The organism is Xanthobacter sp. SG618 (assembly GCF_012932745.1).
GTDB classification, from domain to species: Bacteria; Pseudomonadota; Alphaproteobacteria; order Rhizobiales; family Xanthobacteraceae; genus Xanthobacter; species Xanthobacter flavus.
Window position 1 is genome coordinate 1 of record NZ_JABBHL010000002.1, and the last position, 23,202, is coordinate 23,202.

Genomic DNA, 23,202 nt, shown 5'->3' on the forward strand with positions numbered 1-23,202 from the left:
CGCATCCAGCAGCCCCTGCCGCACGCCACGCGACAGCGCGTTCACCGGCGCATGGTCGATGTGAACCACCGCGACAGACCCGTGGCGGGTGATCGTGAGGGGGAGGCTTTCGGCATGCGGGGGCGCGCCGCGCGGGGCCGCGGGCGGTTGCTCGGTCATGGGTCGCTCCTGAGGATGGCGTACGGCGGCTGTGTCGCCGGACCTTGCCGGCGATTCAAAGATTAAACGATCGATTTATTATTTCCAAGGCGACAACCGGCAGGTCCGCAGCCGAAAGCCAGCCGCCTCATTCGCAACTGTAGCGGCCGTGGGGCTCGTTGCCGGCGGAGGCCATCGCGATGGTGGGGCTGCTGAGCGAGCCCTTCACGGTGAAGCTGTGGCCGGGCGGGCCATCGGGCGCAGTGATCGGGCGTGGCGCCACCCGCAGGTCGATGCGGTTGCGCACCAGGTCCACCGTGCCACGCCCGAGCGCCTGAACGTTCTCGGTATTCACCACGATCACCGGATTGGTGCGGCCGACGCCCTTGTGGAACTGGAGGGGCACCTTGGCACAGCGCATCACGCTCTCCCCCTTCTGCACGGAGGAGGTGAAGATGCCCGCGAGAATGCCGACGCCGGCGAGGTCCAGAAGCCCGGTGCCGATGCGGCCGCGGCCGACGCGCCCGGTGAGGGTGCCGCCGAGGGTGGCGATCGGGTTGTCCGCATCCATCCGGGTGGTGAGATCGAAGACGACGCTCAGGGTGCCGGACACCGAGATGGGCGAGCCGAGCCCGAACAAGGTCGCCAGCGGCCAGCCCGTCCCGGAGCCCTTGGTGCGCAGCACGGAGCGCCCCTCGCTCGCCATGACGGCGGAGATGACACCGCCGCGATAGCCGATGCGCAGCGGATCGACCCGCAGGGCGCCGTTGTTCACGACGAGACGGGCCTTGACGCCGGTGGCGCTGTCGCCCCCACCCTGCAGGCGCGTCGCGGAGATGTTCACGTCCGCATCCGTCGTGGCGATCAAGTCGATCTGGCTGCCGCCTTCCGGCTCCCGGTTGCCGATCACCTTGACCGACTTGCGACGGCGTTGCCCTTCCGGACGCATGAAGGCGAGAAGCTCGTCGGCATAGACCAGCGGCGAGGTGATGGTGCCCTTCACCACCGACCGGCCGCCGGGCGCGGCGAGACTGGAGAGGGTGCCGTCGATGCGGGTGCGGCCGATGTCGGTGCGCCCCTCCATGGTCAGCGCATCGGTGTTGCCGCTGAGGCGGCCCTCGAACGTCACCTGCCCGCGAAAATCGGACGTGTCGCCGAAGGCGGCGGCGAAGGCGGAATAGTTCGGCACCTTGAGCCGCGAATCCACCTGGGTGGTGGCCGCGACGCCCGGCTTGCCGAGATCGTCCAGCACGAGGGCGAGCGTCGCCGAGATCAGGTCGCTGCCCTCGATGCGGGCGGCGAAGGAATCCACCCCCAGCCCGCCTCCGGCATCCGACATGGAGAGGCTGCCGACGACACGTCCCAGCTTGTCCTGGGCCTCGGGCGGCAGCGCCAGGATGCTGGCGACCGGAATGTCCACACCGCCCGCCAGTTCGACGCCGGCGAACCCGAGGATGTCGTCCACATTGCCCTCCAGCCGGGCGATGGGGCGGCTGGGCGGGCCAGCAATCACCGAGATGCCGCGGAAGGCCACGTGCCCCGTCGCGTCGCGCGTGACCGAGCGCACGTTGATGGGGCCGATCTCCCTCAGGCTCTGGTCGAACGCATTGGTGGAGATGAGGATCTCGTCCAGCATCATGCCTTCGGCACGGCTGCGGAAGTCCCCTGTCAGGCGGGTGACGACGATCTCGCGCAGGGAGACGGCGGGGGGCGCGGCGGTCTCGAGATCGGCCACCACCTTGAGGTCGGCGCCGGCGAGGGTGGCGAGGTCGTCGGCCTGGCCCGTGACGGAGATGCGCTCGCCGTCCACCAGAGTGAGGGCGAGGTTAAGATCGTGGAAGGCGAGCCGGTCCGGCTCGGCCTTGAGGCGGGCGGTGACCTTGCCGGTGCCGTCGATGGAGGGGGCGACGCCCGCGAGGACGAGTGCCGTGGCGAGGCTGCCGGCCTCGGCATCGAGCTTCATAACGAGGTCATGGTCGAAATGCTTCGTCGGCGCGCGCACGTCGAGGCGGGCTGTGAGACCAAGGGCGGGCTTGTCCGCGCCGCCGGGGGTCGACAGGGTGATCTGCGCGCCATAGGGGTGCTTGCGATCCTCCTTCTCCACCTCGAGGTCGAAGGCGAAGGCGAGGGTCAGGGGCTGGCCGTTCAGCGCGGCATCGGCAACAAGCACGTTGCGCCCCGCATCCAGCGCGCTCTTGAGGTTCGACACCTTGAGCTCGAACTGCCAGCCGGTCATCGCGTCGGTGAACCGCACCACGGTGTCGCGGATGGTGAGGTGCGGCAGCAGGGACAGCACGTAGATGGGGGATTCGAGCAGGGAGCCGGGCCGGGCCTGCTCGGCGCCGTCCAGCGGCACGTCGAACGCGCCGCCCGCCACGTCGAGGCTGTAGCGCAGGCCGCCGGTCAGAAGCTCCAGATAGGGCGGGATCGCGATGGCGAGATGATCGGTCCGGGCGTGGGCGCCATCGATGCCGTGCGCCTCCACGCCGTCGATATCGACGGCCGGATTGGGCCAGAGGCTGACGCTCACCGCCCCGCGCACGCTGACGGGCTCGCCCCACAGATGGGTCAGCCCCTGTTCCGCCAGCGACCGGCGCAGTCCCTCCGCCTGCGGCAGGTTGGCCGCCAGCACCAGCGCGAGGACAGCGGCGCACGCCAGCACCAGCAGGACCGCGACTGCCCGCCGCGCGAAGCGAAACATGACACCCTCCGCCTTGCCTTAACGGCAGCAGCGCCGCCGCCCTCCGCCGGCCCGAATGGGACAGGCGAAAGGCGCGACACCTGAAACTTCCGGCACGCCGAAAGCAATCGGAGCCTGCCTTTCGCCGTCTGCCGCCCCGCATTCCGCCATGGATGCGGGACGGCCAGCCAAGCAGCGCCCAGCGATGTCAGTAACCCTGCGGAAAGGCCTTGTCGATGGAACCGAAGCTCTTGAGGCTGCCGGAGATGTCGCCGCTCAGCCCGGCGGCATAGGGGTCCACCGCGAGGATTTCCCGGGAGTCCGGCTTGAACTTGGCGAGGTCTACCCAGAACACGTTCGGGCTGTTCACCGGCATCACATAATAGACCTTGTGGGTGTGATCGCTCAGCGTCGCCCAGCGGGTCGGCCAGGCGTCCGCGGATTCACCCCCAGATGTGTCCACCGCGCCGAACGGCACGGCCACCGTGCGCACCACGCCGGTGAGGTGACCCAGCGCTTCCTCGGTCCCGGCCGGCTTGGGCAGGGTCTTGAGGTAGGACGAGGCCCGCACGAAGCGGCTCATGGGGTCGATGTCGCCGGGCATCGCGAGATTGCCGCCGAACAGCTTGTAGCGCTTGAGGTTGGCGAGCTGCTCGTCGAGGGGCGGCTCGTTGGTCATCACGGTCACGTCCTTGCCGTGATGGATTTCCAGCTTGCCGCCGACAAACTCCAGCACGGCGCTGTCGCCCGACGCATCCTCGATGGCGAGGTGCAGCGGCCATTCGCGCCCATGCGCCACCGTCGAGACGACGCGCACCTTCTTCAGCCCTTCCAGGGCCTCGGAAACGCTGCCGAAATTGTCCAGCACGAACTGGGGCCACAGCAGGTTGGAGACGCCGGGCCGCTGGTCCGCGGGCTCGTGCTCGGCCCCGTGCAGATAGAGCAGATGCGCGCTGAGGCCGGCTTCGTTGATGCCATCGCTGGTGGCCGTGTCCAGCCCGGTCAGGACCGCGCTGGCGTATTTCGACGTCCAGGTCGCCGCATTGGCATCCGGAACGCCGCGGCGGGCGATGCCGCGCGGCAAATAGACGAGGCGCGGCTTGTCGTCGATGTAGAGGTCCATGGTGCGCCCCGACACCACCGCCTGACCGTTGGTGTTCCACAGGATGAGGCTGCACGCCATGGCGACATGGCTGGTATCGAGGCAGGCAACGAGCCCCGCGGTGATGGCTGCTGCGCCCAAAAGCATGACTTTGAGTTTCATATGCCCCCCTCCAATGCCTGCAATATTCGCGAGAATTGCCGGAGTATCCGTGACCTGAATCAACGTTGGACCGGCCGATGGTGGCGCCGCCGCAATTTATGGGATGAGGGGGGCGCCCTCCACCCGATTGGCATATGCGGAAATGCCGAAGGGATATGACGATCAGCGGCGGGCGGACCGCCCCATGTCCCGCTCCCCCGAAGGCGGATGACCGAAGCGGCGGGTGAAGGCGAGGGAGAAGTTGCTCACATGAGCATAGCCCAGCCGATGGGCCACCTGCTTCACGCTCAATTCGCCCGAGGCCAGCAACTGCCGCGCCAGATCAAGGCGCCAGCGCACCATGCATTGCAGCGGCGAGGCCTCGAACACCTCGCGGAACACCTCGTTGAGCCGACGCTGCGACAGGCCGACGGCGAGGGCCACATCCTCGATCCGGGGCGGATGCGCGATGTCCGCGAGCATGAGGTCGCGGGCGGCAAGCGCCTGGCCGCGCGCCACGCCGCCATGCGCGCGTCCCCCCTCGTCGAAGACCATGCGCAGCATCTCGGCCAGCATCTCGAAGGCCTTGCCCTCCAGATACACGGCCTCCATCGCGCCATGGTAGGGATGACTGCCCATCTGCTCGGCGATGGTCCGCAGCGCCGCCGAGGGGCGGGGCGAGAGCACCGTGGGGTCAAAGGTGCCCTCCAGAAACCCATCGATGGCGCCGCACAGGCGCTGCCCCTGCAGCATCTCGCGCAGCCGCGCCGGCGTCACGGCCATTCCCGCCGTCCGGTGCTCGCCCGCCGCATAGTCGAAGGTGGTCAGGGGATCCCGCAGGAGCGCACAGTGGCTGCTGTGGGGAAGCACGGGGCCATCGAGCCCGGTCTGGTGGAGATACTGGTTCCGGCCGGAGAAATTCATCGCCAGCCAGAGATAGGGCTCGCCCGACAGCACCTCATAGGTCAACGCCACCGGCGATCGGACCTTCGCGGCGAAGGTGTAGACCTCGAGGCCGGGGCGCAGGAAGAATTGCGGATACCGGACGTCGGCCACATCCGGCGGCAGATCGCGGTCTTCCGGCGGCAGCTGCAGTCCGTCGCACCCGTTGGGAAGGATCCAGCGGGATTGCGAGGCGATGCCTGCCTCCGCCGCGCTCTCATGTGTCACGTCGGCCCCCGCCTGACACCGATGACCGGCCTCTTGCCCGTCCCGTCAACCGTTATGGAGAATAGGATATCACCTTCCGGCCGCCACCTGCTTCATGGCGTCACGGCCACGCCCGAGATGGATATCGCAAGGCCGGCGGCATGCCACAGCGTCATCCCGTGGGCTCCTGGCCCTCGGCGCGACGCACATCGGCGATGGTGGAGCCGATCAACCCCTCCAGCGCCTCGGCCACGATGCGTCCCACTCGTGTCAGGGGCTTTCGCCCGTCCATGGCGATGGCGACCATCTGTGGCTCGGCGCCCTTGTCGCGCACCGGGCGGAACACCAGCGTGCCGGCGATCAGCTCGGGGGCGGCGTCGAGCTCCGAGGTGAAGGCCACATAACCCTTCTCGCGGGCGAGGATCTTCACCAGCTGGAGCGAATTGGTCTCCACCGTCTTGCGCTCCTGCGTGAACAGCCAGCCGTGCCGCGCCTCGAGATAGCGACGGATCATCAAGGCACGGCTTTGCAGCACGATGGGATGGGCCACCACCTCCTGAAGGCTGATGGAGCCGCGGCTCGCCAGAGGATGATCCGGCGCGATGACGCAGCCGAAGGGCAGCTCCGCCGACCAAAGCACATGGATGTCGCGCCGGGGCGAGAGATTGAAGATGGCGGCGATGTCCGCGTCCCCGGCCAACAGGGCGGCGACGGCGGCATCCGTGCTCGCCACCTCCACGTCCAGCGAGATGCGCGGGTGGCGGGCGTCGAGATCGGCGATCAGCGCCGGCAGGATGCCGTTGACGTGACTGTCCATGGCCACCACCCGCACATGGCCCTGATTCACCCCCTGAAGCTGGCGCAGCTCGGCGGCGGTGCGCCGCTCGTCCGCCATCCAGCGGCGCGCGAGGGTGACGAGGGCGTCCCCGGCAGGGGTGAGGCGCATGCCCTTCGCCACCCGCTCGAACAGGGGCACGCCCAGCGTCTCCTCCAGTTGCAGCACCTGCCGGTTGATGGCGGAGGCGGCGACGTTGAGGTCCTTGGCCGCGCGCTGGATGGAGCCGGAGCGCGCCACCTGCTCGGCATAGCGCAGGGCCGCGGGAACAAGGGATGCCGGCACCATCGCCTCCATACGCATTTTGCGTATGGAAAAGTATCAAATCTGCGATGGACGGCAATGCCCCGCACGGCGACACTCTTGGCGTCGCGGGCGATGGGGCGTCCCGATCCGAATGCACCTTTGAGGCTTTCACCATGAGCCAGTCCGCCGGGCACGCGCTGACGCTGAGGGGCATTTCCCACGCGTTCGGGCAGGTGGTGGCCGCGAATGCCATCGATCTCGACATCCGCCCCGGCGAACTCGTCTCGCTGCTCGGCCCGTCGGGCTGCGGCAAGACCACCCTGCTCAAGATCATCGCCGGCTTCCTGCGCCAGACCTCCGGCGACGTGCTGGTGGATGGCGCCTCCATCTCCCATCTGCCCACCAACCGGCGGCGCATCGGCATCGTGTTCCAGAACTATGCCCTGTTCCCGCACATGAGCGTGGCGCAGAACATCGCCTATGGTCCCATCGCCGCCGGCCGGCCGAAGGCGGAGACCGATGCGGTGGTCTCCGAGATGCTGGACGTGGTGCAGATGGCCGCCTTCCGCGACCGCCTCCCGCGCGAACTCTCCGGCGGCCAGCAGCAGCGCGTCGCGCTCGCCCGCTGCCTCGCCATCCGCCCGCGCATTCTCCTCCTGGACGAGCCTTTCAGCGCCCTCGACAAGAATCTGCGCCTGGACATGCAGATCGAGATCAAGCGCCTCCAGCGCCAGTCGGGCATCACCACGGTGATGGTGACCCACGACCAGGAGGAAGCGCTCGGCATGTCCGACCGCATCGCCGTGCTCTCGCGCGGCAATCTCGAGCAGTTCGCCCCGCCCTCGGACATCTACGACAGGCCGGCCTCCCTGTTCGTGAACACCTTCGTCGGCACGGCTAACCTGCTCAGGGCCACGGTGGCTGGCATCTCGGCCTCGGGCGCGGCGGTGCGGCTGGCCGATGGCATGGTCATCGAGACCGGACGGGAGACAACCCTGTCCGTGGGCGCGGCGGTTCTCGTCGCGGTGCGCCCCGAGGGGATGCGCGTGAGCGCCACCGGCGGCGCGGGAGCCATCGGCGCCGAGATCACCGCCGTCATGCCCATCGGCCCCGCCCTCATCTACGAGGTGACGCTCATCGACGGCTCATCGGTGAAGGTGGTGCAGGAGCGCGAGGCCGATGCCCCGCTGTCTGGCCCGGTCTTCCTCCACCTCAAGCCGAACCGCATCACCGGCCTGTTCCCGGACCATTCGGGCGACACCCACAAGAAGGGGAATTGAGCATGACGTTCGAGATGTCCCGGCGAGCCTTCCTCGCCTCCGCGACGGCGGCCGCCGGCCTCGCTTTTGCCCCGCGCGACGCCTTCGCCGCGGACGAGCTGGTGGCCGCCACCTTCGGCGGCACCTGGGCCAATGTGCAGAAGCAGATCCTCGCGCCCTATTTCGTCAAGCGCACCGGGGCGAGCGTGGTGCAGTCGCCCATGCTGGCCACCGAGCAGATCGCCAAGCTCACCGCCGCCAAGGGCAACCAGCCCCCCTTCGACGTGGCCATGCTGGACGAGGGCCCGGCGCTGGAAGCCATCGATGCCGGCCTCATCGCCAAGTACGACCCGGCCAAGTCGCCGAACTTCGCGGCGCTGAACCCCAAGTTCCAGGGCGCCTATGGCCCGGCCATCACCATGCAGGCCATCGGCATCGCCTACAATCCGAAGACCGTGAAGACCCCGCCGACCTCCTGGGATGACCTCTGGAAGCCGGAATATAAGGGCCGGGTGGGCATCACCTCGCTCGCCTCCACCCTCGGCCTCGCCTTCCTGCTCGACATCAACCGGCTGGCCGGCGGCACCGAGGCGAACATGGAGCCGGGCTTCAAGAAGTTGAAGACGCTGCTGCCGAACCTCGCCGCCGTCTCCGCCAATTTCGGCGCCCACGGCGCGCTGTTCCAGCAGGGCGAGATCGACATCGGCGTGCAGAACTTCAACTTCGCCGAGGAGCTGAAAGCCAAGGGCGTGCCCATCGAGTTCGTCCGCGTCGATACCGGCACCCCGGCCTGGAAGACCACCATGCACATCGTCGCCGGCGCGCTGAAGCCGGAGCTGGCCTATGCCTATGTGGACAGCCAGATCTCGCCCGACGTGCAGAGCGAGATGCAGAAGTCGCCGTGGAACGTGATCCCCACCTCAAGCAAGGTGCCCTATGCCGGGCTGGTGGCGGAGAAGATCGCCAAGACCCCGGCAGACCTCGACAAGATGGTGTTCTTCGACTGGGCCAAGGTGAACCAGAACCGCGCCGCCTGGACCCAGCAGTTCAACCGCGACATCCGGGTGTGACCATGGCGGGCGCCCTCGATCCAAAACCCAGGGACTGGGCGCTCGCGCTGCCGCTTGCGGCCTTCTTCGCGCTGTTCTTCATCGCGCCGCTCGGCCTGCTCGTCGCCATCAGCTTCGAGACCGAGCGGCAGATGACCGGCACGCTGGGCCTCGGCCAGTATGCCGCCTTCCTCTCCGACGGGCTCAACCTCGCCGTGCTGCGCGACACCCTGCTGGTGGGCGCGAAGGCGACGCTCCTCTGCCTGCTGTTCGGCTATCCCCTGGCGTGGCTGTGCACGAAGGTTTCGGCCCGCTGGCAGGCGGTGCTGATCTTCCTCGTGGTGCTGCCCATCGTCACCAGCGTGGTGGTGCGCACCTTCGCGTGGATCGTCATTCTCGGCCGCCACGGCATCGTCAACGAGACGATCCTCGCCCTCGGCCTTTCCGCCCAGCCGCTCAAGCTGCTGTTCAGCGAGACCGGCGTCGTCATCGTGCTGGCGCAGGTGCAGATGCCGCTCATGGTGCTGCCGCTCATCACCACGCTCCAGCGCATCGATCCCAATCTGGAAAGCGCCTCGCAGGCGCTGGGGGCGGGAGCCTGGCGCACCTTCTTCAAGGTCACGCTGCCCCTGTCGCTGCCCGGCATCATCGCCGGCACCATCCTCACCTACACCGCCTGCGTGACGGCCTTCGTTACCCAGTCGCTCATCGGCGGCTCGCGGCTGCTCTTCATGCCCATGATGATCTTCCAGCAGGCCATGGACCTGCAGAACTGGCCCTTCGCCGCCGCCGTCTCGGTCATCTTCATGGTCTCGGTGCTGCTCATCGTCGCCATGCTGGTGGCGCTCTCGCGCAGCCGCGCGGCCCGGCTCTACGGCTAGGAGAAACGCCATGCTCCGCGACTGGCAGACCCTCTCCTTCAACGCCCTGTTCGGCCTCCTCTCCCTCATCTCCGTCATCGTGCTGGCGGGGCCGACACTGGTCATCCTCATCCTCTCCTTTACGGGAGAGGAGGCGCTGCACTTCCCGCCCGCCAGCTATTCGCTGCGCTGGTATGCGGCGCTCATCGACGCCAACGAATTGCAGGCCGCCTTGTGGGTGAGCCTGAAGGTGGCGGTCATCAGCGTTTCCGCCTGCGTCGTGCTGGGCGTGGCTGCCGCGCTCGGCATCGCCCGCAGCGAGGGGGCGTTGGCGCGGGGGCTGGAGACGCTGTTCCTGTCGCCGCTGATCCTGCCGGCGCTGGCGTTCGGCTTCGCGGCGCTGATGCTGTTCTCCATCCTGGGGATGCGGCCCTCGACGCTCACGCTCGCCATCGGCCATATCGTGGTGTGCGTGCCCTTCGTGCTGCGCACCACGCTCGCCAGCCTCGCCCAGCTCGATCCGGCCCTGCTCGACGCCTCGCGCAGCCTCGGCGCATCGCGCCTCCACACCTTCCGGACGGTGACGCTGCCGCTCATCAGCCCGGGCGTCGCCTCCGGCGCCTTCATCGCCTTCATGGCCTCGTTCGACAACGTGCCGGTGTCGCTGTTCCTCCAGGATGCCCGCACGCAGGTGCTGCCCATCTATCTGTGGGACATCATCCAGAATCAGCTCGACAGCCGGGCCGCCTCCGCCTGCGGCGTCATCATCATCGCCACCGTGCTGATGATGGTGCTGATGGAGCGCGTCGCCGGCTTCTCACGCTTCATGAAATGACCGGGAGACGGGACGTGCAGAACGACCTCCTGCGCCTCGACGCGCTGAACGCCATGACCGCCGCCGATTTCGCGGCGGCCCTCGGCCCGGTGTTCGAGAACGCCCCGTGGGTGGCACGCGACGCCGCCGCCGCGCGCCCCTTCGCCACCCTCACCGCCCTGCACAAGGCGATGCTCGCCGGCATCGAGGCGCTGCCGGCGCCGGCCCTTGCGGACTTCCTCAACGGCCATCCCCGCCTCTCCCCCGAGACGCTCCGGCGCGGCACCACGGCGGAATCCACCGCCGAGCAGACCGCCCTCGGCCTCGATGCGCTCGATGCCGAGATCAGCGCCCGGCTGGACCGGCTGAACGCCGCCTACGAGGCGCGCTTCGGCTATCCCTTCATCCTCGCGGTGCGCAAGGCCTCGCTGGAGACCCTGTTCGCCACCTTCGAGCGGCGCCTCGCGGCGAGCCCGGAGGCGGAGCGGACGGAGGCGCTGGCGGAGGTCGCGGCCATCTCGTGGATGCGGCTGCTCGACCGCGTGCGCGCCGCGCCCACGGGCAGCGTCTCCACCCATGTGCTCGACACCGTGCGCGCGGCGCCGGCCGGCGGGCTGGGCGTGGAGCTGTGGCGGCGGGAGAGCGACGGCGGCATGACCCGCCTCACCTCCTTCGTCACCAACGCCGACGGCGCCTGCGACCACCATCTCCTCGGTGGCGGTGACCTTGCCGCCGGCACCTATGAGTGGCGCTACGACACGCCCACCTATTTCGCCCGCCATGGCTATTCCACCACCGCCCGCGCCTATCTCGGCAAGGTGCGCGTGGCCTTCACCGTGTGGAATCCGGAGGAGCATTTCCACGTGCCGCTCCTCCTCTCGCCCGGCGCCTACACCACCTATCGCGGCAGCTGAGGGCGATCTGGCGCGCAATGTGCTTCTGGCCGGGCAATGTCGATTTTTGTCGCATTTCCAACGACCCGCCCGACAGGAGCGTATTTTGCCGGCATTGCAGGAAACCCGCACCAGCGTGACACTGGCCCCCGCCAAGCCCACCGGGCTCGCCGACCTCGGCGTGCTACCAGCAGAAGGCCTCGCGGTGAAGAAGGGGCGCGTGCACGAATTCCCGCAATTGCTGGCGGACGGCACCATCGGCCGGCGCTTCCAGGACCTGAAGGTCATCGCGATCAAGACGGAAGAGGCGGGCGCGCCGCTGGTGCGCCTCGTCGTGCAGTTCGAGGTGTTCGGCGACAACACCGCCGCAGCCGAGGCCGGCCCCGGCTTCGAGGCGGTGCTGAAGGCGGGCGACACGCCGCTCGCCACCTTCGCCTCCGGCAGCCTGTTCCTGCCCTTCGGCAATTTCTGGTACGCGAACCGCTTCGCCTTCGCGGTGCCCGTGGAGGATTTCGACGCGGCGGACACGCTGGACTTCGTCGCCAAGGCGGAAGAGGTCCGGCCGATCTGAGCGGCGAGGATTGCGCCATGGCCAGCCCCACCGTCACCTATCCCTTCGTCCGGCGCGTGCCCCACCGCCTCCTCGGCGACATGCTGCGCATGACGCTGAGCGAGGCGCTGCATTACGACCTCACACTGGAGGAGGGGCGCACCCTGTCGCGCGCCTTCACCGCCGTGGCGCACGACTACCGACGCACGGATGTCCTCTATCTCAGCCCCATCGGCATGGATGGCGATTTCTCCGCCGCCGTCCATGCGGAGGGCGTGGACGTGGACACCAGCGGCACGCCCCATCGCCTCGACTGGGACGACGTGCGCGAACTCGCCGAACGCCTCGCGGTGGAGTGAGGGCGGGGAGGCGGCTGGTGGAAGCGACGGCGGGGCGCCCCGATCTGCCGGCCTTCGCCCTCGGCTGAAGCCCTCAAAAGTCGCCCGCCTCCTCGGGGGCGAGCACCACCAGCATGCCGTCCAGCGCGGTCTCCAGCTTCAGCTGGCAGGCGAGGCGGGAGGCGAGGGTGCGGTTGTGGCTGGTGGCGAGCATGCGGCTCTCGCCGGGGCTGACCGGGGGTGCCGTGCCGCCCTCCGGGAGGGTGACGAAGACATGGCAGGTGGCGCAGGCGCAGCCGCCGCCGCACTGGGCGGTGAGTTCCTCGATGCCGGCCTTGCGGATCGCCTTCAGCAGCGTCGCGCCATCGCGCCCCGTCACCTCGTGACGGGCGCCGCTGCGGGTTTCCACGGTGAAGTGCGCCATAGCTCAGGTGCCCGCCCGCCGGCTCACGGCAGGATGATGGACGCAAGGTCCGCCGCCGCCGGGTGCTTTCCGCTGTCGCCACCCGCCCGCGCGATCCGCATTGTGGCGAGGCCGGCGGAGGCGGCGGCGTCCAGCTCGTCCACATTTTCCGAGAGCACGAGGATCTGCGCCGGGGCGAGGCCGATCTCCTGGGCGATGGCCTTGTAGGCCTCCTCCTCCACCTTCTGGCCCATGCGGGTGTCGAAGAAGCCATCCAGAAGGCTCTCCGCGTCCGAACCGGCGGAAGAAAGCCAGAGCTTCTGCGCCAGTTCCGAGGAGGAGGAGAAAGTGAACAGCCGGAGCCCCTGCGCCTTCCAGGCGGCAAGGCTCGGCCCGGCATCGCCATGGACCTCCGCGCGGAAGGCGCCAGATGCGTAGCCCTCCTGCCAGATGCGGCCCTGGATGGTTTTAAGCGGTGTCGGCTTGCGGCCCTGCTTCATCCAACGCAGCAGCAGCGCCCCCGCCTCGGCGGGCTTGAGGGAGAAGCCGCCCATGAGCCGTCCGGCCTCGTCCAGCGCCTCCTCGATCTCCTCGTCCTCCTCGCCATGCGCGGTGATGAAGGCGCCGAGCCGCGCGCTGGCATAGGGCGTCAGCGTCTCATCGAGGAAGGACAGGGGGCCGAGCACGCCCTCGATGTCGATCAGCACCGCCTCTATGGCCATGAAACCGCCTCTGCCTCTGCGGGCCGCCAATGTCGGGAAGGCGCCAGAGCAGGCCCTCCCCCGCCCGCGATCCGGGTCTACGGACAAGGCAAGCACCCGCCGTGCCAGTCCCATCGGGCCGGCACCGCACCCAGCCTGCTGCACGGCCGAGAATGGCGCAGATTGGCGCTTGACTCATTTTCTATAATTTCCATAAAATTACTAGATTGATTCAACTCCTAGCTGTCCGCGCGCGGCCCTGCCTTCGCATCCGCGCTGTGCCCGTTCTTCCGATACCAGCCGCAGGCGAGACCAACCGATGACAGATCAGCTGATCGAGACGCCCGCAATCGCCGGCGTTCCGCGCCGTCGCACCCGCGATCACGCGGAGCGGGTGCCGCTCTGGCACACGGGGCTGGCGGCCGGCAGCGTCTGGCTCGCGGCCGCCGCTTATGCCGGCCTCGTGCCGGATGCGGACGACTTCGCCTATACGCGGGAATTCGCTTTCGGCCTCGCCGGCATCGGCGGGCTCATCCTCCTCGCAGCGCTGGCGGGACCCGTGGCGGGGCTGCGGCTGAAGGCGCTGCGGCACTGGGGGCCGTGGCTTCTCATCCTGCCGCTCGGCCTCATCGCCTGGGAGGCGGTGACGGCGAAGCTGGAACTGTTGCCGCGCCCCTTCTTCGTGCCACCGCAGGCGCTGCTGGAAGTCTATCTCGACGACTGGCCGAAACTCGGCCTCAGCGTCGTCGCATCCCTGAAACTTCTGGCCTGGGGCTACGCCATCGGCGCCGCCGTGGGCATCACGCTCGGCGTCTCCATCGGCTGGTGGCGCATCGCCGGCTACTGGGCGCATCCGGTGCTGCGCTTCATCGGTCCGCTGCCGGCCACCGCATGGCTGCCGGTGGCCTTCTTCCTGTTTCCCTCCTCGTGGAGCGCCAGCGTGTTCCTGCTCGCGCTCGCCACCGGCTTTCCCGTCACCATCCTCACCTGGTCGGGCATCTCCTCGGTCAACAAGGACTATTACGACATCGCCCGCACGCTCGGGGCCAGCCAGCGCTTCCTGGTGCTGAAGGTGGCCATTCCTGCCGCGCTGCCCCACGTCTTCGTCGGCCTGTTCATGGGCCTCGGCACCTCGTTCGCGGTGCTGGTGGTGGCGGAGATGCTGGGGGTGAAAGCGGGCCTCGGCTGGTACCTGCAATGGGCCCAGGGCTGGGCCGCCTACGCCAACATGTATGCGGCGCTGCTGGTGATGGCGCTGATGTGCTCCAGCCTCGTCACCCTGCTGTTCCGGCTGCGCGACCGGACCCTCGCCTGGCAGAAGGAGCTGGTGCGGTGGTGAGCGTGGCCCTCTCCTCCCCCGCCGGCGCGCCCGCGCCCGCCCCGGCTTCCGGCCTGCGTCTCGACGTGGAGCATGTGAGCCATGCCTTCCAGCTGGAGGGCGCGCCCCTGCCCGTGCTGGACGACGTGAGCTTCTCGGCCGAGCCCGGCTCGTTCGTCACGCTGCTCGGGCCGTCGGGCTGCGGCAAGTCCACTTTGCTGCGGCTCCTCGCCGGGCTCGACCAGCCGGTCACCGGCCAGCTCGCGGTGGACGGGACGGCCATCACCGCCCCCGACCCCTCGCGCATCCTCGTGTTCCAGGACCCGACGCTCTATCCGTGGCGGACGGTGGAGGCCAACGTCTCGCTGGGGCTGGAGGCGCGCGGCCTGTTGAAGGCCCAGCGGCGGCGGGTCGGCGATGCGCTCTCCCTCGTCGGCCTGTCGGGCTTCGCCAGCGCCTATCCGCGCCAGCTCTCCGGCGGCATGGCCCAGCGCGTGGCGCTGGCGCGCGCGCTGGTGAACGAGCCGCGCCTGCTGCTGCTCGACGAGCCCCTGGGCAAGCTCGACAGCCTGACGCGCATCACCATGCAGGGCGAGATCCTGAAGCTGTGGCAGGACGCCCGCTTCACCGCGCTCCTCGTCACCCATGATGTGGAGGAGGCCCTGTTCCTCGCCGAGCGGGTGATCGTCTTCTCCGAGCGGCCGGCCCGCATCAAGGCCGACGTGGCGGTGGACGTGCCCTATCCGCGCCATCGCGGCGACCCGCGCCTCGCCGAACTGCGCCACCACCTCCTCGGCCTCCTCGGGCTCGACGCCACCTGGTGAGCCCTTCGCCCGCCCTCGGGCACCCCTCGCATTCATCCAAGTGATTTCAGGAGCCCGCCATGACCCACGACCCGAACACGGACGCCGCAGACGCCCCCCGCTCAGCCTCCCGCCGCAGCCTGCTGCGCTATGGCCTCGCCGCGGGTGCGGCGACCCTCGCCGGTGCCGCCGGCGGGCGGGTGCTCGCCGCCAACCTGATGCGCGCGCCGGCGAGCACGGTGCCGGATTTCCCGCTCTGCCTCACCGCCGCGGAGGGCGCCGCGCCCACCGGCCCGCTGCGGCCGCTCAAGCTCGCCTGGAACGCCAGCGCCATCTGCACCGCCGCCGCGCCGGTGGCGAAGGAGACGGGCATCTTCGCCCGCCACGGCCTCGACGTGGACTTCGTCAATTTCGGCAGCTCCACCGAGCAATTGCTGGAAGCCATCGCCACCGGCAAGGCCGACGCCGGCATCGGCATGGCGCTGCGCTGGCTGAAGCCGCTGGAACAGGGCTTCGACGTGAAGATCACCGCCGGCGTTCACGGCGGCTGCCTGCGGCTGCTGGGCGATGCCAGCGCGGGCGTCACCAAGGTATCGGACCTGAAGGGCAAGACCATCGCCATCTCCGACCAGGCTTCGCCCGGCAAGAACTTCTTCTCCATCTATCTCGCCGAGCGCGGCGTCGATCCGTTCAAGGACGTGGAGTGGCGCCAGTATCCGCTGGAGGCGCTGCCGCTCGCCATCGACAAGGGCGAGGCGCAGGCGCTGGCGGACGCCGATCCGCGCACCTGGATTTGGATCAAGGAATCCAAGGGCAAGCTCACCGAGATCGCCACCAACCTCTCGGAGAAGTACGCCGATCGCGCCTGCTGCATCATCGGCGTGCGCGGCAGCCTGATCCGCGACGAGCGGCCGGTGGCCACCGCCCTCACCCGTGCCATCCTGGAAGGCGCGCACAAGGTCGGCGCCGACCCGGAACTCGCCGCCCGCACCTTCTCCGGCTATGGCGGCAAGGGCTCCATCGACGATCTCGTGGCCATGCTGAACAGCCAGGACCACCATCATGCGCCGGTGGGCGCCGACCTCAAGACCCAGCTCGCGGCCTATACCGACGAACTGAAGCTGGTGCAGGTCATCAAGCCCGCCACCAATTCCCAGCGCTTCGCCGAGAAGATCTATGCGGACGTGCTGACCGTCTGAGGGCGGCAGCGCACGGGGACGAGCGGGCGGCGGCCCGCTTTGGCGGCGGCGGCGGGTCATGGTACCCTCCGGCGCTGCTTCCTCCGATCGATGAGCCGCCCCTTGCCTGCCGGTTGCCGTTGCCTCCTTGCCGGGCTGATCGCCTGGACCTTGGCCCTTACCTTCGCCGCTTCCGCGCCGGCGCGGGCGGCGGATGGCGCCTTCACGCAGTTCATCGCCTCCCTGTGGCCGGAGGCGCAGGCGGCCGGCGTAACGCGCGCGACCTTCGAGCGGGAGACGGCGGGCCTCGAGCCCGACTACAAGCTGCCCGACCTCGCCTTGCCCGGCCGCCCCTCCACCGGTGCCGGCGGACAGGCCGAGTTCGTGCAGGTGCCGGCGGCCTATGTGAAGGAGGCCACCATCGCCCGCCTCGCCGCCGAGGGGCAGCGGCTGATGCAGAAATACAAGGCGCCCCTCGACCGCATCGAGGCCATGTTCGGCGTGCCCGCCCCCGTGGTGCTGGCCATCTGGGGCCGGGAGACCGATTTCGGCCGCTACACCTCGCCCCACGACGCGCTCAAGGTGCTGGCGACGCAGGCCTATGCCGGCCGGCGCAAGGACCAGTACCGCACCGAGTTCATCCTCGCCCTGAAGATGCTGAACGACGGCGATGTGAGCCGGAAGGATTTCCGCGCCTCCTGGGCCGGGGCGACGGGCCTCACCCAGTTCCTGCCCTCCGACTATGTGAAGCACGGCGTCGATCTCGACGGCACCGGCCATGCCGACATCTGGCATTCGGTGCCGGATGCGCTCGCCTCCGCCGCCAAGCAGCTCGCCGACAAGGGGTGGCAGCCGGGCGTGCGCTGGGCCTATGAGGTGCTGGCGCCGGTGAATGCCGACTGCACCATGGGCGTGCCGGAGTTCAAGCAGCCCATCGCCGAGTGGATCCGCGCCCGCTACGCCCCCGTCCGCCGCCTCTCCGCCACCGAGGTGGCGCAGCCCGCCTCGCTGCTGCAGCCGGAGGGCACCTACGGCCCGGCCTTTCTCACCACGGCGAACTACTTCGTCATCAAGCAGTACAATTTCTCGGACCTCTACGTGCTGTTCGTCGGCCACCTCTCCGACCGCATGACCGACCCCTCGCCCTTCCGCACGCCGTGGTCCGCCTCCTCCCAGCTCAAGACGAAATCGGTGGAGGCCATGCAGAAGCATCTGGCCCGGCTGGGGCTCTATTCCGACAAGATCGACGGCAAGGCCGGGATGCAGACGCGCGCGGCGCTCGGCGCCTACCAGAAATCCGCCGGGCTCAAGGTGGATTGCTGGCCGAGCGAGGCCGTGTTGAACGCCATGAATGCCGGACGCTGAAGGGGAGACACCATGAGCGAGACCCGCGACGCGCCCCCCGCCACCCCCTATCACCCCGAGGAAATGAAGGCGACGTGGGACCTGAAGGTCGGCAAGAGCATCACCCTTCAGGGAACCGCCCGCTGGACCCCTGCGGGCGTGGTGACGGCCGGCATCGCCACCTCCGCCATCCTGCTCGCTTTCGCAGCGGTGATGCGCGCGCGGCGCTGACGCCTCAGGGGATCGCGCGGTCCTCGTCCGGCTGGTGGAAGGCGAGGACGAGAACGACGGACGAGAGCGCCAGCACCGCCATCAGGGCGAAGCCGTCCGCGAACGAGCCGCGCAGCGACAGCACGAAGCCGGGGATGACGGGCGCCACGAAACCGGCCAGCGCAAAGCAGAAATCCATGATGCCCAAAGCGGTGGCCGCCTTCTCCGGCACGATGTCCACATTCACCGCGAAATAAGCGGCGTTCGCCCCCATGGAGGCGGCGACCGCCAGCGAGATACAGGCGATGGCCACTGGCAGGCTGGCGCTGAACGCCACCGGCACCACCGCGAGGGCCGCCACCAGCTGCGTGCCCGCGATGAGATAGGAGCGCGACACGCGCAGCCGGCCGGTGGTCCTCAGGAGGTGATCGGACCAGCGTCCCAGCGTCCAGAGCGCCACGGCGGCACAGAGCCAGGGCAGCACGGTGAAGGCGCCCACGGCGGCAAGGTTCAGCCCGTAGGACTGCTGGAGATAGCTCGGCAGCCAGGCCATAAAGAAGAACAGGAAATAGCCGAAGACGAAGAAGGCCCAGTAATTCACCAGCAGCGTGCGGTTGGTGAGCAGCACCCGCACCTCGCTCATGCGCGGCCAGCGGCGGACAGGCGCGGCCTCCGCCTTCTGGCCCGCGCGGATGAAGGCCAGTTCCTGCGCATTCACATGGCGCGACTGGGCGGGGTCGTCGCGGAAGAGGACGTACCAGAGCGGCACCCAGACCAGCGAGAGTGCGAACAGTACGGCGAACGTGCCGCGCCAGCCCAGCGCCGCCAGAAGCTGCGTCACGATCGGCCCGCCGCAGGCGAGGGCCACCGGCACCGCCACCAGCGCATAGGAGAGCGCGCTCGCCTGCCGGGCCGGTGGCAGCCAGCGCTCCACCGCGCCGGTGACGGCCGAGAAGTTCGGCCCCTCCGCCATGCCCAGCAGCGTGCGCGCGAGATAGAGGGTGAGGAAGCCGGAGGCGAGGCCGGTGAGGCCGATGGACAGGCTCCACAGCACCGCCGCGATGCTCAGCATGATGCGCGCGCCGTAGCGATCCACCGCGAAGCCGCCGATGAGCGTCGTCACCGCATAGCCGAGGCCGAACGCCCCGAGGATGGTGCCGGCGGCCGCCTTGGAGAGCCCCAGCTGCTGCTCGATGGCCGGGATGGCATAGGAGATGGCGGCGCGGTCGATGTAGTTCACCACCGTGATGGCGAACAGGAGGAAGATCACCACCCTGTGGAACCGCGTCGCCGCCATGGATCTCCCCCTGCCCGTGCACGGTGAGTCACCGGCCGGGAGCACCATGGGCAAGACGGGCGGTCTTAATCAAGAGCCACGGCGGGTCTGGTGCGTTGGAGAGCCCCTCACTCCGGCCCGTCGATGAGCGGATCGGGCCGCGCGAAGGCCGCAAGCGTCGCGCGATCGGCGAGGGTGATGACGGCGCCCCGGCTGGTGACGCCATGGGTCTTCAGCACGGCGAAGGCGCGGGAGAGATTTTCCGGCGTCATACCCAGCAGCGAGGAGAGCACGCGCTTCTCGAACGGCAGGGTGATGCGGTCCGCGCGCTCCGCCTCGGCGCGCTGAAGCAGCCAGTTGGCGAGGCGCTCGGCCCCCGTGCGCAGCTTCTGGCCCTTCACCTCCTTCACTGCCCGGCGATAGCCGCGGGCCAGCTCGGTGACGACGGCGCGGGTGAAGGCCTCGTCCGTGCCCAGCGCATCGCGCACCTTCTCCGCCGGGATCATCAGCACCTGCGATTTCTGCAGGGTGCGGGCGGACTGGAGATAGATGCGCGCGTTGAGCACGGCGGCGAGGATGAAGGTGCCCACCGGCTCGACGATGCTCATGGTGGTCTCGCGCTCGCCGGAGGTGGCGAAAAGCTCCACCTGCCCCTCCACCACCACGTGCAGGAAATCCGCCTCGTCATTCTCGTTGATGAGCGTCACCCCCGGCGGGAATCGCTGGAGAAAGGCCGTGCGCACCAGTTCCGCGAAGGTCTCCTCGCGGGCATCGGCGAACAGCGGCAGGCTTCTGATGACGGCGGCGTCGTCGGGCCTCATGCACACCTCTTTTCGTCACCCCTACCATGCCATCAGGCCGGCGGATTGACAAATGTCAATTGCCACGTCAAAGCTTGTAAATCACAGAACAGAAGAAAGACATTTATCTTCGACTTATCGAATAAGTACCTCCTGATTTCTGATGACCGAAGTCTATTACTGATACAGATCAAAGAAGCCACGGCGCCCCCGCCGCAGGTTTGCGACGCGCGGCCCGGCCGCGACTTTGCAACTGGCGGGTTGAAGCCATGCACACCCCTTTCGAGGCGAGCCAAAGCGACCAGCGGCGCGCCCTTTCCATGAGCACCCTCGCCTTCACCGTGTGCTTCGCGGTGTGGACGATCTTCTCCATCATCGGCATCCGCATCAGGCAGGATCTCGGCCTCTCGGACACCGAGTTCGGCCTGCTCATCGGCACGCCCATCCTCACCGGCTCGCTCATCCGCGTGGCGCTGGGCGTGTGGGCGGATGTGTATGGCGGGCGCGTCGTCTTCGCCCTCACCATGCTGGCCGCGGCGGTGGCCACCTTCCTCCTCACCTATGCCGCGACCTACCCGCAGTTCCTGCTGGCGGCGCTGGGCGTCGGCATCGCCGGCGGCTCCTTCTCGGTGGGCGTCGCCTATGTCTCGCGCTGGTATCCGGCGGGCAAGCAGGGCACCGCGCTCGGCATCTTCGGCGCCGGCAATGTGGGCGCGGCGGTGACCAAGTTCCTCGCCCCCTTCGTGCTGGTCGCCTTCGGCTGGCAGATGGTGGCGCAGGTGTGGGCCGCCGCCCTCGTGGTGATGGCCGTCCTCTTCTTCGTCACCACCAAGGACGATCCGGTGCTGGTGGAGCGCCGCCGCCTCGGCATCAAGCCGAAGAGCGCGTGGCTGGAGCTGGAGCCGCTGAAGAACGTCCAGGTGTGGCGCTTCTCGCTCTATTATTTCTTCGTCTTCGGCGCCTTCGTCGCGCTGGCTTTGTGGCTGCCGCAGTATCTGGTGAAGGTCTACGGCCTCGACATCAAGCAGGCGGGCATGATTGCCGCCGCCTTCTCCGTGCCGGCGAGCTTGTTCCGCGCCTATGGCGGGCATCTCTCCGACGTCTATGGCGCGCGGCGGGTGATGTACTGGACCTTCCTGGTCTCAGTGGCCGCCACCTTCGTGCTGTCCTATCCGCCCACGGACTATGTGGTGCGCGGCATCAACGGGCCCATCACCTTCCACATGGAAATGGGCGTCGCCGGCTTCACCGTCACGGTATTCGTGCTCGGCTTCTTCATGGCGCTGGGCAAGGCGGCGGTCTACAAGCACATCCCGGTCTATTACCCCAACAATGTGGGCGCCGTGGGCGGCCTCGTGGGGATGATCGGCGGCCTTGGCGGCTTCGTGCTGCCGCTGGCCTTCGGCGTGCTCAACGACCTCACCGGCCTGTGGACCAGCTGTTTCATGCTGCTGTTCGTCATCGCGGTCGGCGCCCTCGCCTGGATGCACCTCGCCATCCGCCACATGGAAAAGGAGGCCTCCGCCTCCGCTCTCGCGAGCCTGCCCGAACTGCCGGAGATGCAGGGCATGCCCGCCCCCGGAACCCCCGCCCCTGCCCTGCCCGCCCGCAAGGCCGGCGCGGTGCTGACCGACTGGCGGCCCGAGGACAAGGCCTTCTGGACCTCCACCGGTCGCGCCATCGCCCGGCGCAATTTGTGGCTCTCCATCCCGGCGCTGCTGCTCTCCTTTGCCATCTGGCAGGTGTGGTCGGTGGTGGTGGCGAAGCTGCCGCTGGTGGGCTTCAAATTCACCACCGACCAGCTGTTCTGGCTCGCCGCTCTGCCGGGGCTGACCGGCGCGACGCTGCGCATCTTCTATTCCTTCATGGTGCCGATCTTCGGCGGACGGCTCTGGACGACGCTCACCACCTGGTCGCTCATCATCCCCGCGCTCGGCATCGGCTATGCGGTGCAGAACCCGGACACGCCCTATGTGGTGCTGCTCATCCTCGCGCTGCTGTGCGGCTTCGGCGGCGGCAACTTCGCCTCCTCCATGGCCAACATCTCCTTCTTCTTCCCCAAGGCGGAGAAGGGCAACGCGCTGGCGCTGAATGCCGGCCTCGGCAATCTCGGGGTCAGCGTGGTGCAGTTCGTGGTGCCGCTGGTCATCACCATGGGCCTGTTCGGCAAGTTCGGCGGCGATCCGGCGCTGGTGAAGGCGGCGGCGGGGCCGGCGCCCATGTGGCTGCAGAATGCCGGCTTCGTCTTCGTGCCCTTCATCGTGCTCTCGGCCTTCGGCGCGTGGTTCGGCATGAACGACATCGCCGACGCCCGCGCCTCCTTCCGCGAGCAGTCGGTGATCTTCCAGCGCAAGCACAACTGGATCATGTGCTGGCTCTATACGGGCACGTTCGGCTCCTTCATCGGCTATTCGGCGGGCTTCCCGCTGCTCACCAACATCCTCTTCCCGGAGGTGAACGCGCTCTCCTACGCCTTCCTCGGCCCGCTGGTCGGCGCGCTCGCCCGCTCCGGCACGGGATGGCTGGCGGACCGCTACGGCGGCGGACGGGTGACGCTCTTCGTCTTCGTGCTGATGATGGCGGGTGTCTCGGGCGTGCTGTGGGCCATCGGCATGCGCGCCGAGCCCTGGGCCTTCTCGGCCTTCTTCGCGGCCTTCCTGCTGCTGTTCTTCGCCACCGGCGTCGGCAACGCCTCCACCTTCCAGATGATCCCCGCGATCATGGCCAAGGAGATGGAGCGCCTGATGCCCGACGCCGATGCGGAGGCGCGTCGCAAGCAGGCGGAGAAGGAGGCGGCGGCCATCACCGGCTTCACCTCGGCGATTGCCGCCTTCGGGGCCTTCTTCATCCCCAAGGGGTACGGCACCTCCATCGCGCTCACCGGCTCGCCGGAGGCGGCGCTCTGGGCCTTCCTCGGCTTCTATGTGAGCTGCCTGGTCATCACGTGGGCCGTCTACACCCGCAAGGGCGGCCTCCTCCACGACATCGAGCGCGGGATCGCCCCGCGCGCCACCCACCGTCCGGCTGCAGCCGCGTAATTCCAAAGGCCTGCGAGCCCGGCTCGCGGACCTTTGGCCAAGCCCGCGCGGCGCTTGAGCGAACCCACTTGGCATCG

21 protein-coding genes are annotated in these 23,202 nt (G+C 68.6%); 13 read left to right on the forward strand and 8 right to left on the reverse strand.

Going from position 1 to position 23,202, the window contains the following annotated elements; genetic code table 11:
* Positions 1–286: 286 nt before the first annotated feature.
* The 4 genes from FHT36_RS05465 to FHT36_RS05480 all read right to left on the reverse strand — a co-directional run bounded on the left by FHT36_RS05465 (position 287) and on the right by FHT36_RS05480 (position 6,330).
* A complete protein-coding gene (locus tag FHT36_RS05465; RefSeq protein ID WP_169121529.1) occupies positions 287–2,839 on the reverse strand; it encodes an AsmA-like C-terminal region-containing protein in 2,553 nt (850 codons plus the stop codon).
* Between the two features lie 187 nt (positions 2,840–3,026).
* Positions 3,027–4,082, reverse strand: a complete 1,056-nt coding sequence (locus FHT36_RS05470) for a linear amide C-N hydrolase (protein ID WP_169121530.1) — start codon at positions 4,080–4,082, stop codon at positions 3,027–3,029.
* Positions 4,083–4,244: 162 nt separating this feature from the next.
* Complete coding sequence (locus FHT36_RS24815; RefSeq protein WP_169121531.1) at positions 4,245–5,231, reverse strand: AraC family transcriptional regulator; 987 nt, start codon at positions 5,229–5,231, stop codon at positions 4,245–4,247.
* Positions 5,232–5,382: 151 nt separating this feature from the next.
* Positions 5,383–6,330 carry a LysR family transcriptional regulator gene (locus FHT36_RS05480; protein WP_169121532.1) on the reverse strand — a complete coding sequence of 316 codons (948 nt, stop codon included), beginning with the start codon at positions 6,328–6,330 and terminating at the stop codon, positions 5,383–5,385.
* A gap of 134 nt (positions 6,331–6,464) precedes the next feature.
* Here FHT36_RS05480 and FHT36_RS05485 point away from each other — a divergent pair, with 134 nt between their 5' ends.
* The 7 genes from FHT36_RS05485 to FHT36_RS05515 all read left to right on the forward strand — a co-directional run bounded on the left by FHT36_RS05485 (position 6,465) and on the right by FHT36_RS05515 (position 12,075).
* Positions 6,465–7,571, forward strand: coding sequence for an ABC transporter ATP-binding protein (locus FHT36_RS05485; protein ID WP_169121533.1), 1,107 nt, complete (start codon positions 6,465–6,467; stop codon positions 7,569–7,571).
* A 2-nt stretch (positions 7,572–7,573) separates the two neighbouring features.
* Positions 7,574–8,620, forward strand: coding sequence for an ABC transporter substrate-binding protein (locus FHT36_RS05490; protein WP_169121534.1), 1,047 nt, complete (start codon positions 7,574–7,576; stop codon positions 8,618–8,620).
* Between the two features lie 2 nt (positions 8,621–8,622).
* On the forward strand, positions 8,623–9,480 hold the full coding sequence (locus FHT36_RS05495) for an ABC transporter permease (protein WP_169121535.1): 858 nt from the start codon (positions 8,623–8,625) through the stop codon (positions 9,478–9,480).
* A gap of 10 nt (positions 9,481–9,490) precedes the next feature.
* Entirely contained in the window at positions 9,491–10,294 is an 804-nt protein-coding gene (locus tag FHT36_RS05500; RefSeq protein ID WP_169121536.1) for an ABC transporter permease, read from the forward strand.
* Positions 10,295–10,308: 14 nt separating this feature from the next.
* Complete coding sequence (uraD, locus tag FHT36_RS05505) at positions 10,309–11,187, forward strand: 2-oxo-4-hydroxy-4-carboxy-5-ureidoimidazoline decarboxylase (protein WP_169121537.1); 879 nt, start codon at positions 10,309–10,311, stop codon at positions 11,185–11,187.
* Between the two features lie 115 nt (positions 11,188–11,302).
* A complete protein-coding gene (locus FHT36_RS05510) occupies positions 11,303–11,737 on the forward strand; it encodes a hypothetical protein (protein WP_348644382.1) in 435 nt (144 codons plus the stop codon).
* A gap of 17 nt (positions 11,738–11,754) precedes the next feature.
* On the forward strand, positions 11,755–12,075 hold the full coding sequence (locus FHT36_RS05515; protein ID WP_169121539.1) for a hypothetical protein: 321 nt from the start codon (positions 11,755–11,757) through the stop codon (positions 12,073–12,075).
* A gap of 73 nt (positions 12,076–12,148) precedes the next feature.
* On the opposite strand, the gene FHT36_RS05520 is transcribed toward FHT36_RS05515, so the two are convergent.
* Both FHT36_RS05520 and mtnC read right to left on the reverse strand, forming a co-directional pair.
* Positions 12,149–12,478 (reverse strand): 2Fe-2S iron-sulfur cluster-binding protein, encoded by a 330-nt coding sequence (locus FHT36_RS05520; protein ID WP_169121540.1) that lies wholly within the window; start codon positions 12,476–12,478, stop codon positions 12,149–12,151.
* Positions 12,479–12,501: 23 nt separating this feature from the next.
* The gene (gene mtnC, locus FHT36_RS05525) at positions 12,502–13,179 is read right to left on the reverse strand and encodes an acireductone synthase (RefSeq protein ID WP_169121541.1); all 678 of its coding nucleotides are present in this window, start codon (positions 13,177–13,179) and stop codon (positions 12,502–12,504) included.
* Positions 13,180–13,477: 298 nt separating this feature from the next.
* Here mtnC and FHT36_RS05530 point away from each other — a divergent pair, with 298 nt between their 5' ends.
* The 5 genes from FHT36_RS05530 to FHT36_RS05550 all read left to right on the forward strand — a co-directional run bounded on the left by FHT36_RS05530 (position 13,478) and on the right by FHT36_RS05550 (position 18,032).
* A complete protein-coding gene (locus FHT36_RS05530) occupies positions 13,478–14,497 on the forward strand; it encodes an ABC transporter permease (protein ID WP_169121542.1) in 1,020 nt (339 codons plus the stop codon).
* A 2-nt stretch (positions 14,498–14,499) separates the two neighbouring features.
* A complete protein-coding gene (locus FHT36_RS05535; RefSeq protein ID WP_169122176.1) occupies positions 14,500–15,300 on the forward strand; it encodes an ABC transporter ATP-binding protein in 801 nt (266 codons plus the stop codon).
* A 59-nt stretch (positions 15,301–15,359) separates the two neighbouring features.
* Positions 15,360–16,478, forward strand: a complete 1,119-nt coding sequence (locus FHT36_RS05540; protein WP_169121543.1) for an ABC transporter substrate-binding protein — start codon at positions 15,360–15,362, stop codon at positions 16,476–16,478.
* Between the two features lie 90 nt (positions 16,479–16,568).
* Positions 16,569–17,822, forward strand: a complete 1,254-nt coding sequence (locus FHT36_RS05545) for a lytic murein transglycosylase (RefSeq protein WP_169121544.1) — start codon at positions 16,569–16,571, stop codon at positions 17,820–17,822.
* A gap of 12 nt (positions 17,823–17,834) precedes the next feature.
* Entirely contained in the window at positions 17,835–18,032 is a 198-nt protein-coding gene (locus FHT36_RS05550) for a hypothetical protein (RefSeq protein ID WP_169121525.1), read from the forward strand.
* A 4-nt stretch (positions 18,033–18,036) separates the two neighbouring features.
* On the opposite strand, the gene FHT36_RS05555 is transcribed toward FHT36_RS05550, so the two are convergent.
* Positions 18,037–19,308, reverse strand: a complete 1,272-nt coding sequence (locus FHT36_RS05555; RefSeq protein WP_169121545.1) for an MFS transporter — start codon at positions 19,306–19,308, stop codon at positions 18,037–18,039.
* A gap of 107 nt (positions 19,309–19,415) precedes the next feature.
* Entirely contained in the window at positions 19,416–20,108 is a 693-nt protein-coding gene (locus tag FHT36_RS05560) for a helix-turn-helix domain-containing protein (RefSeq protein ID WP_169121546.1), read from the reverse strand.
* A 248-nt stretch (positions 20,109–20,356) separates the two neighbouring features.
* Between FHT36_RS05560 and FHT36_RS05565 the strand changes: the two genes are divergently transcribed.
* A complete protein-coding gene (locus FHT36_RS05565) occupies positions 20,357–23,125 on the forward strand; it encodes an MFS transporter (RefSeq protein ID WP_169121547.1) in 2,769 nt (922 codons plus the stop codon).
* The last annotated feature ends 77 nt before the right edge of the window (positions 23,126–23,202 follow it).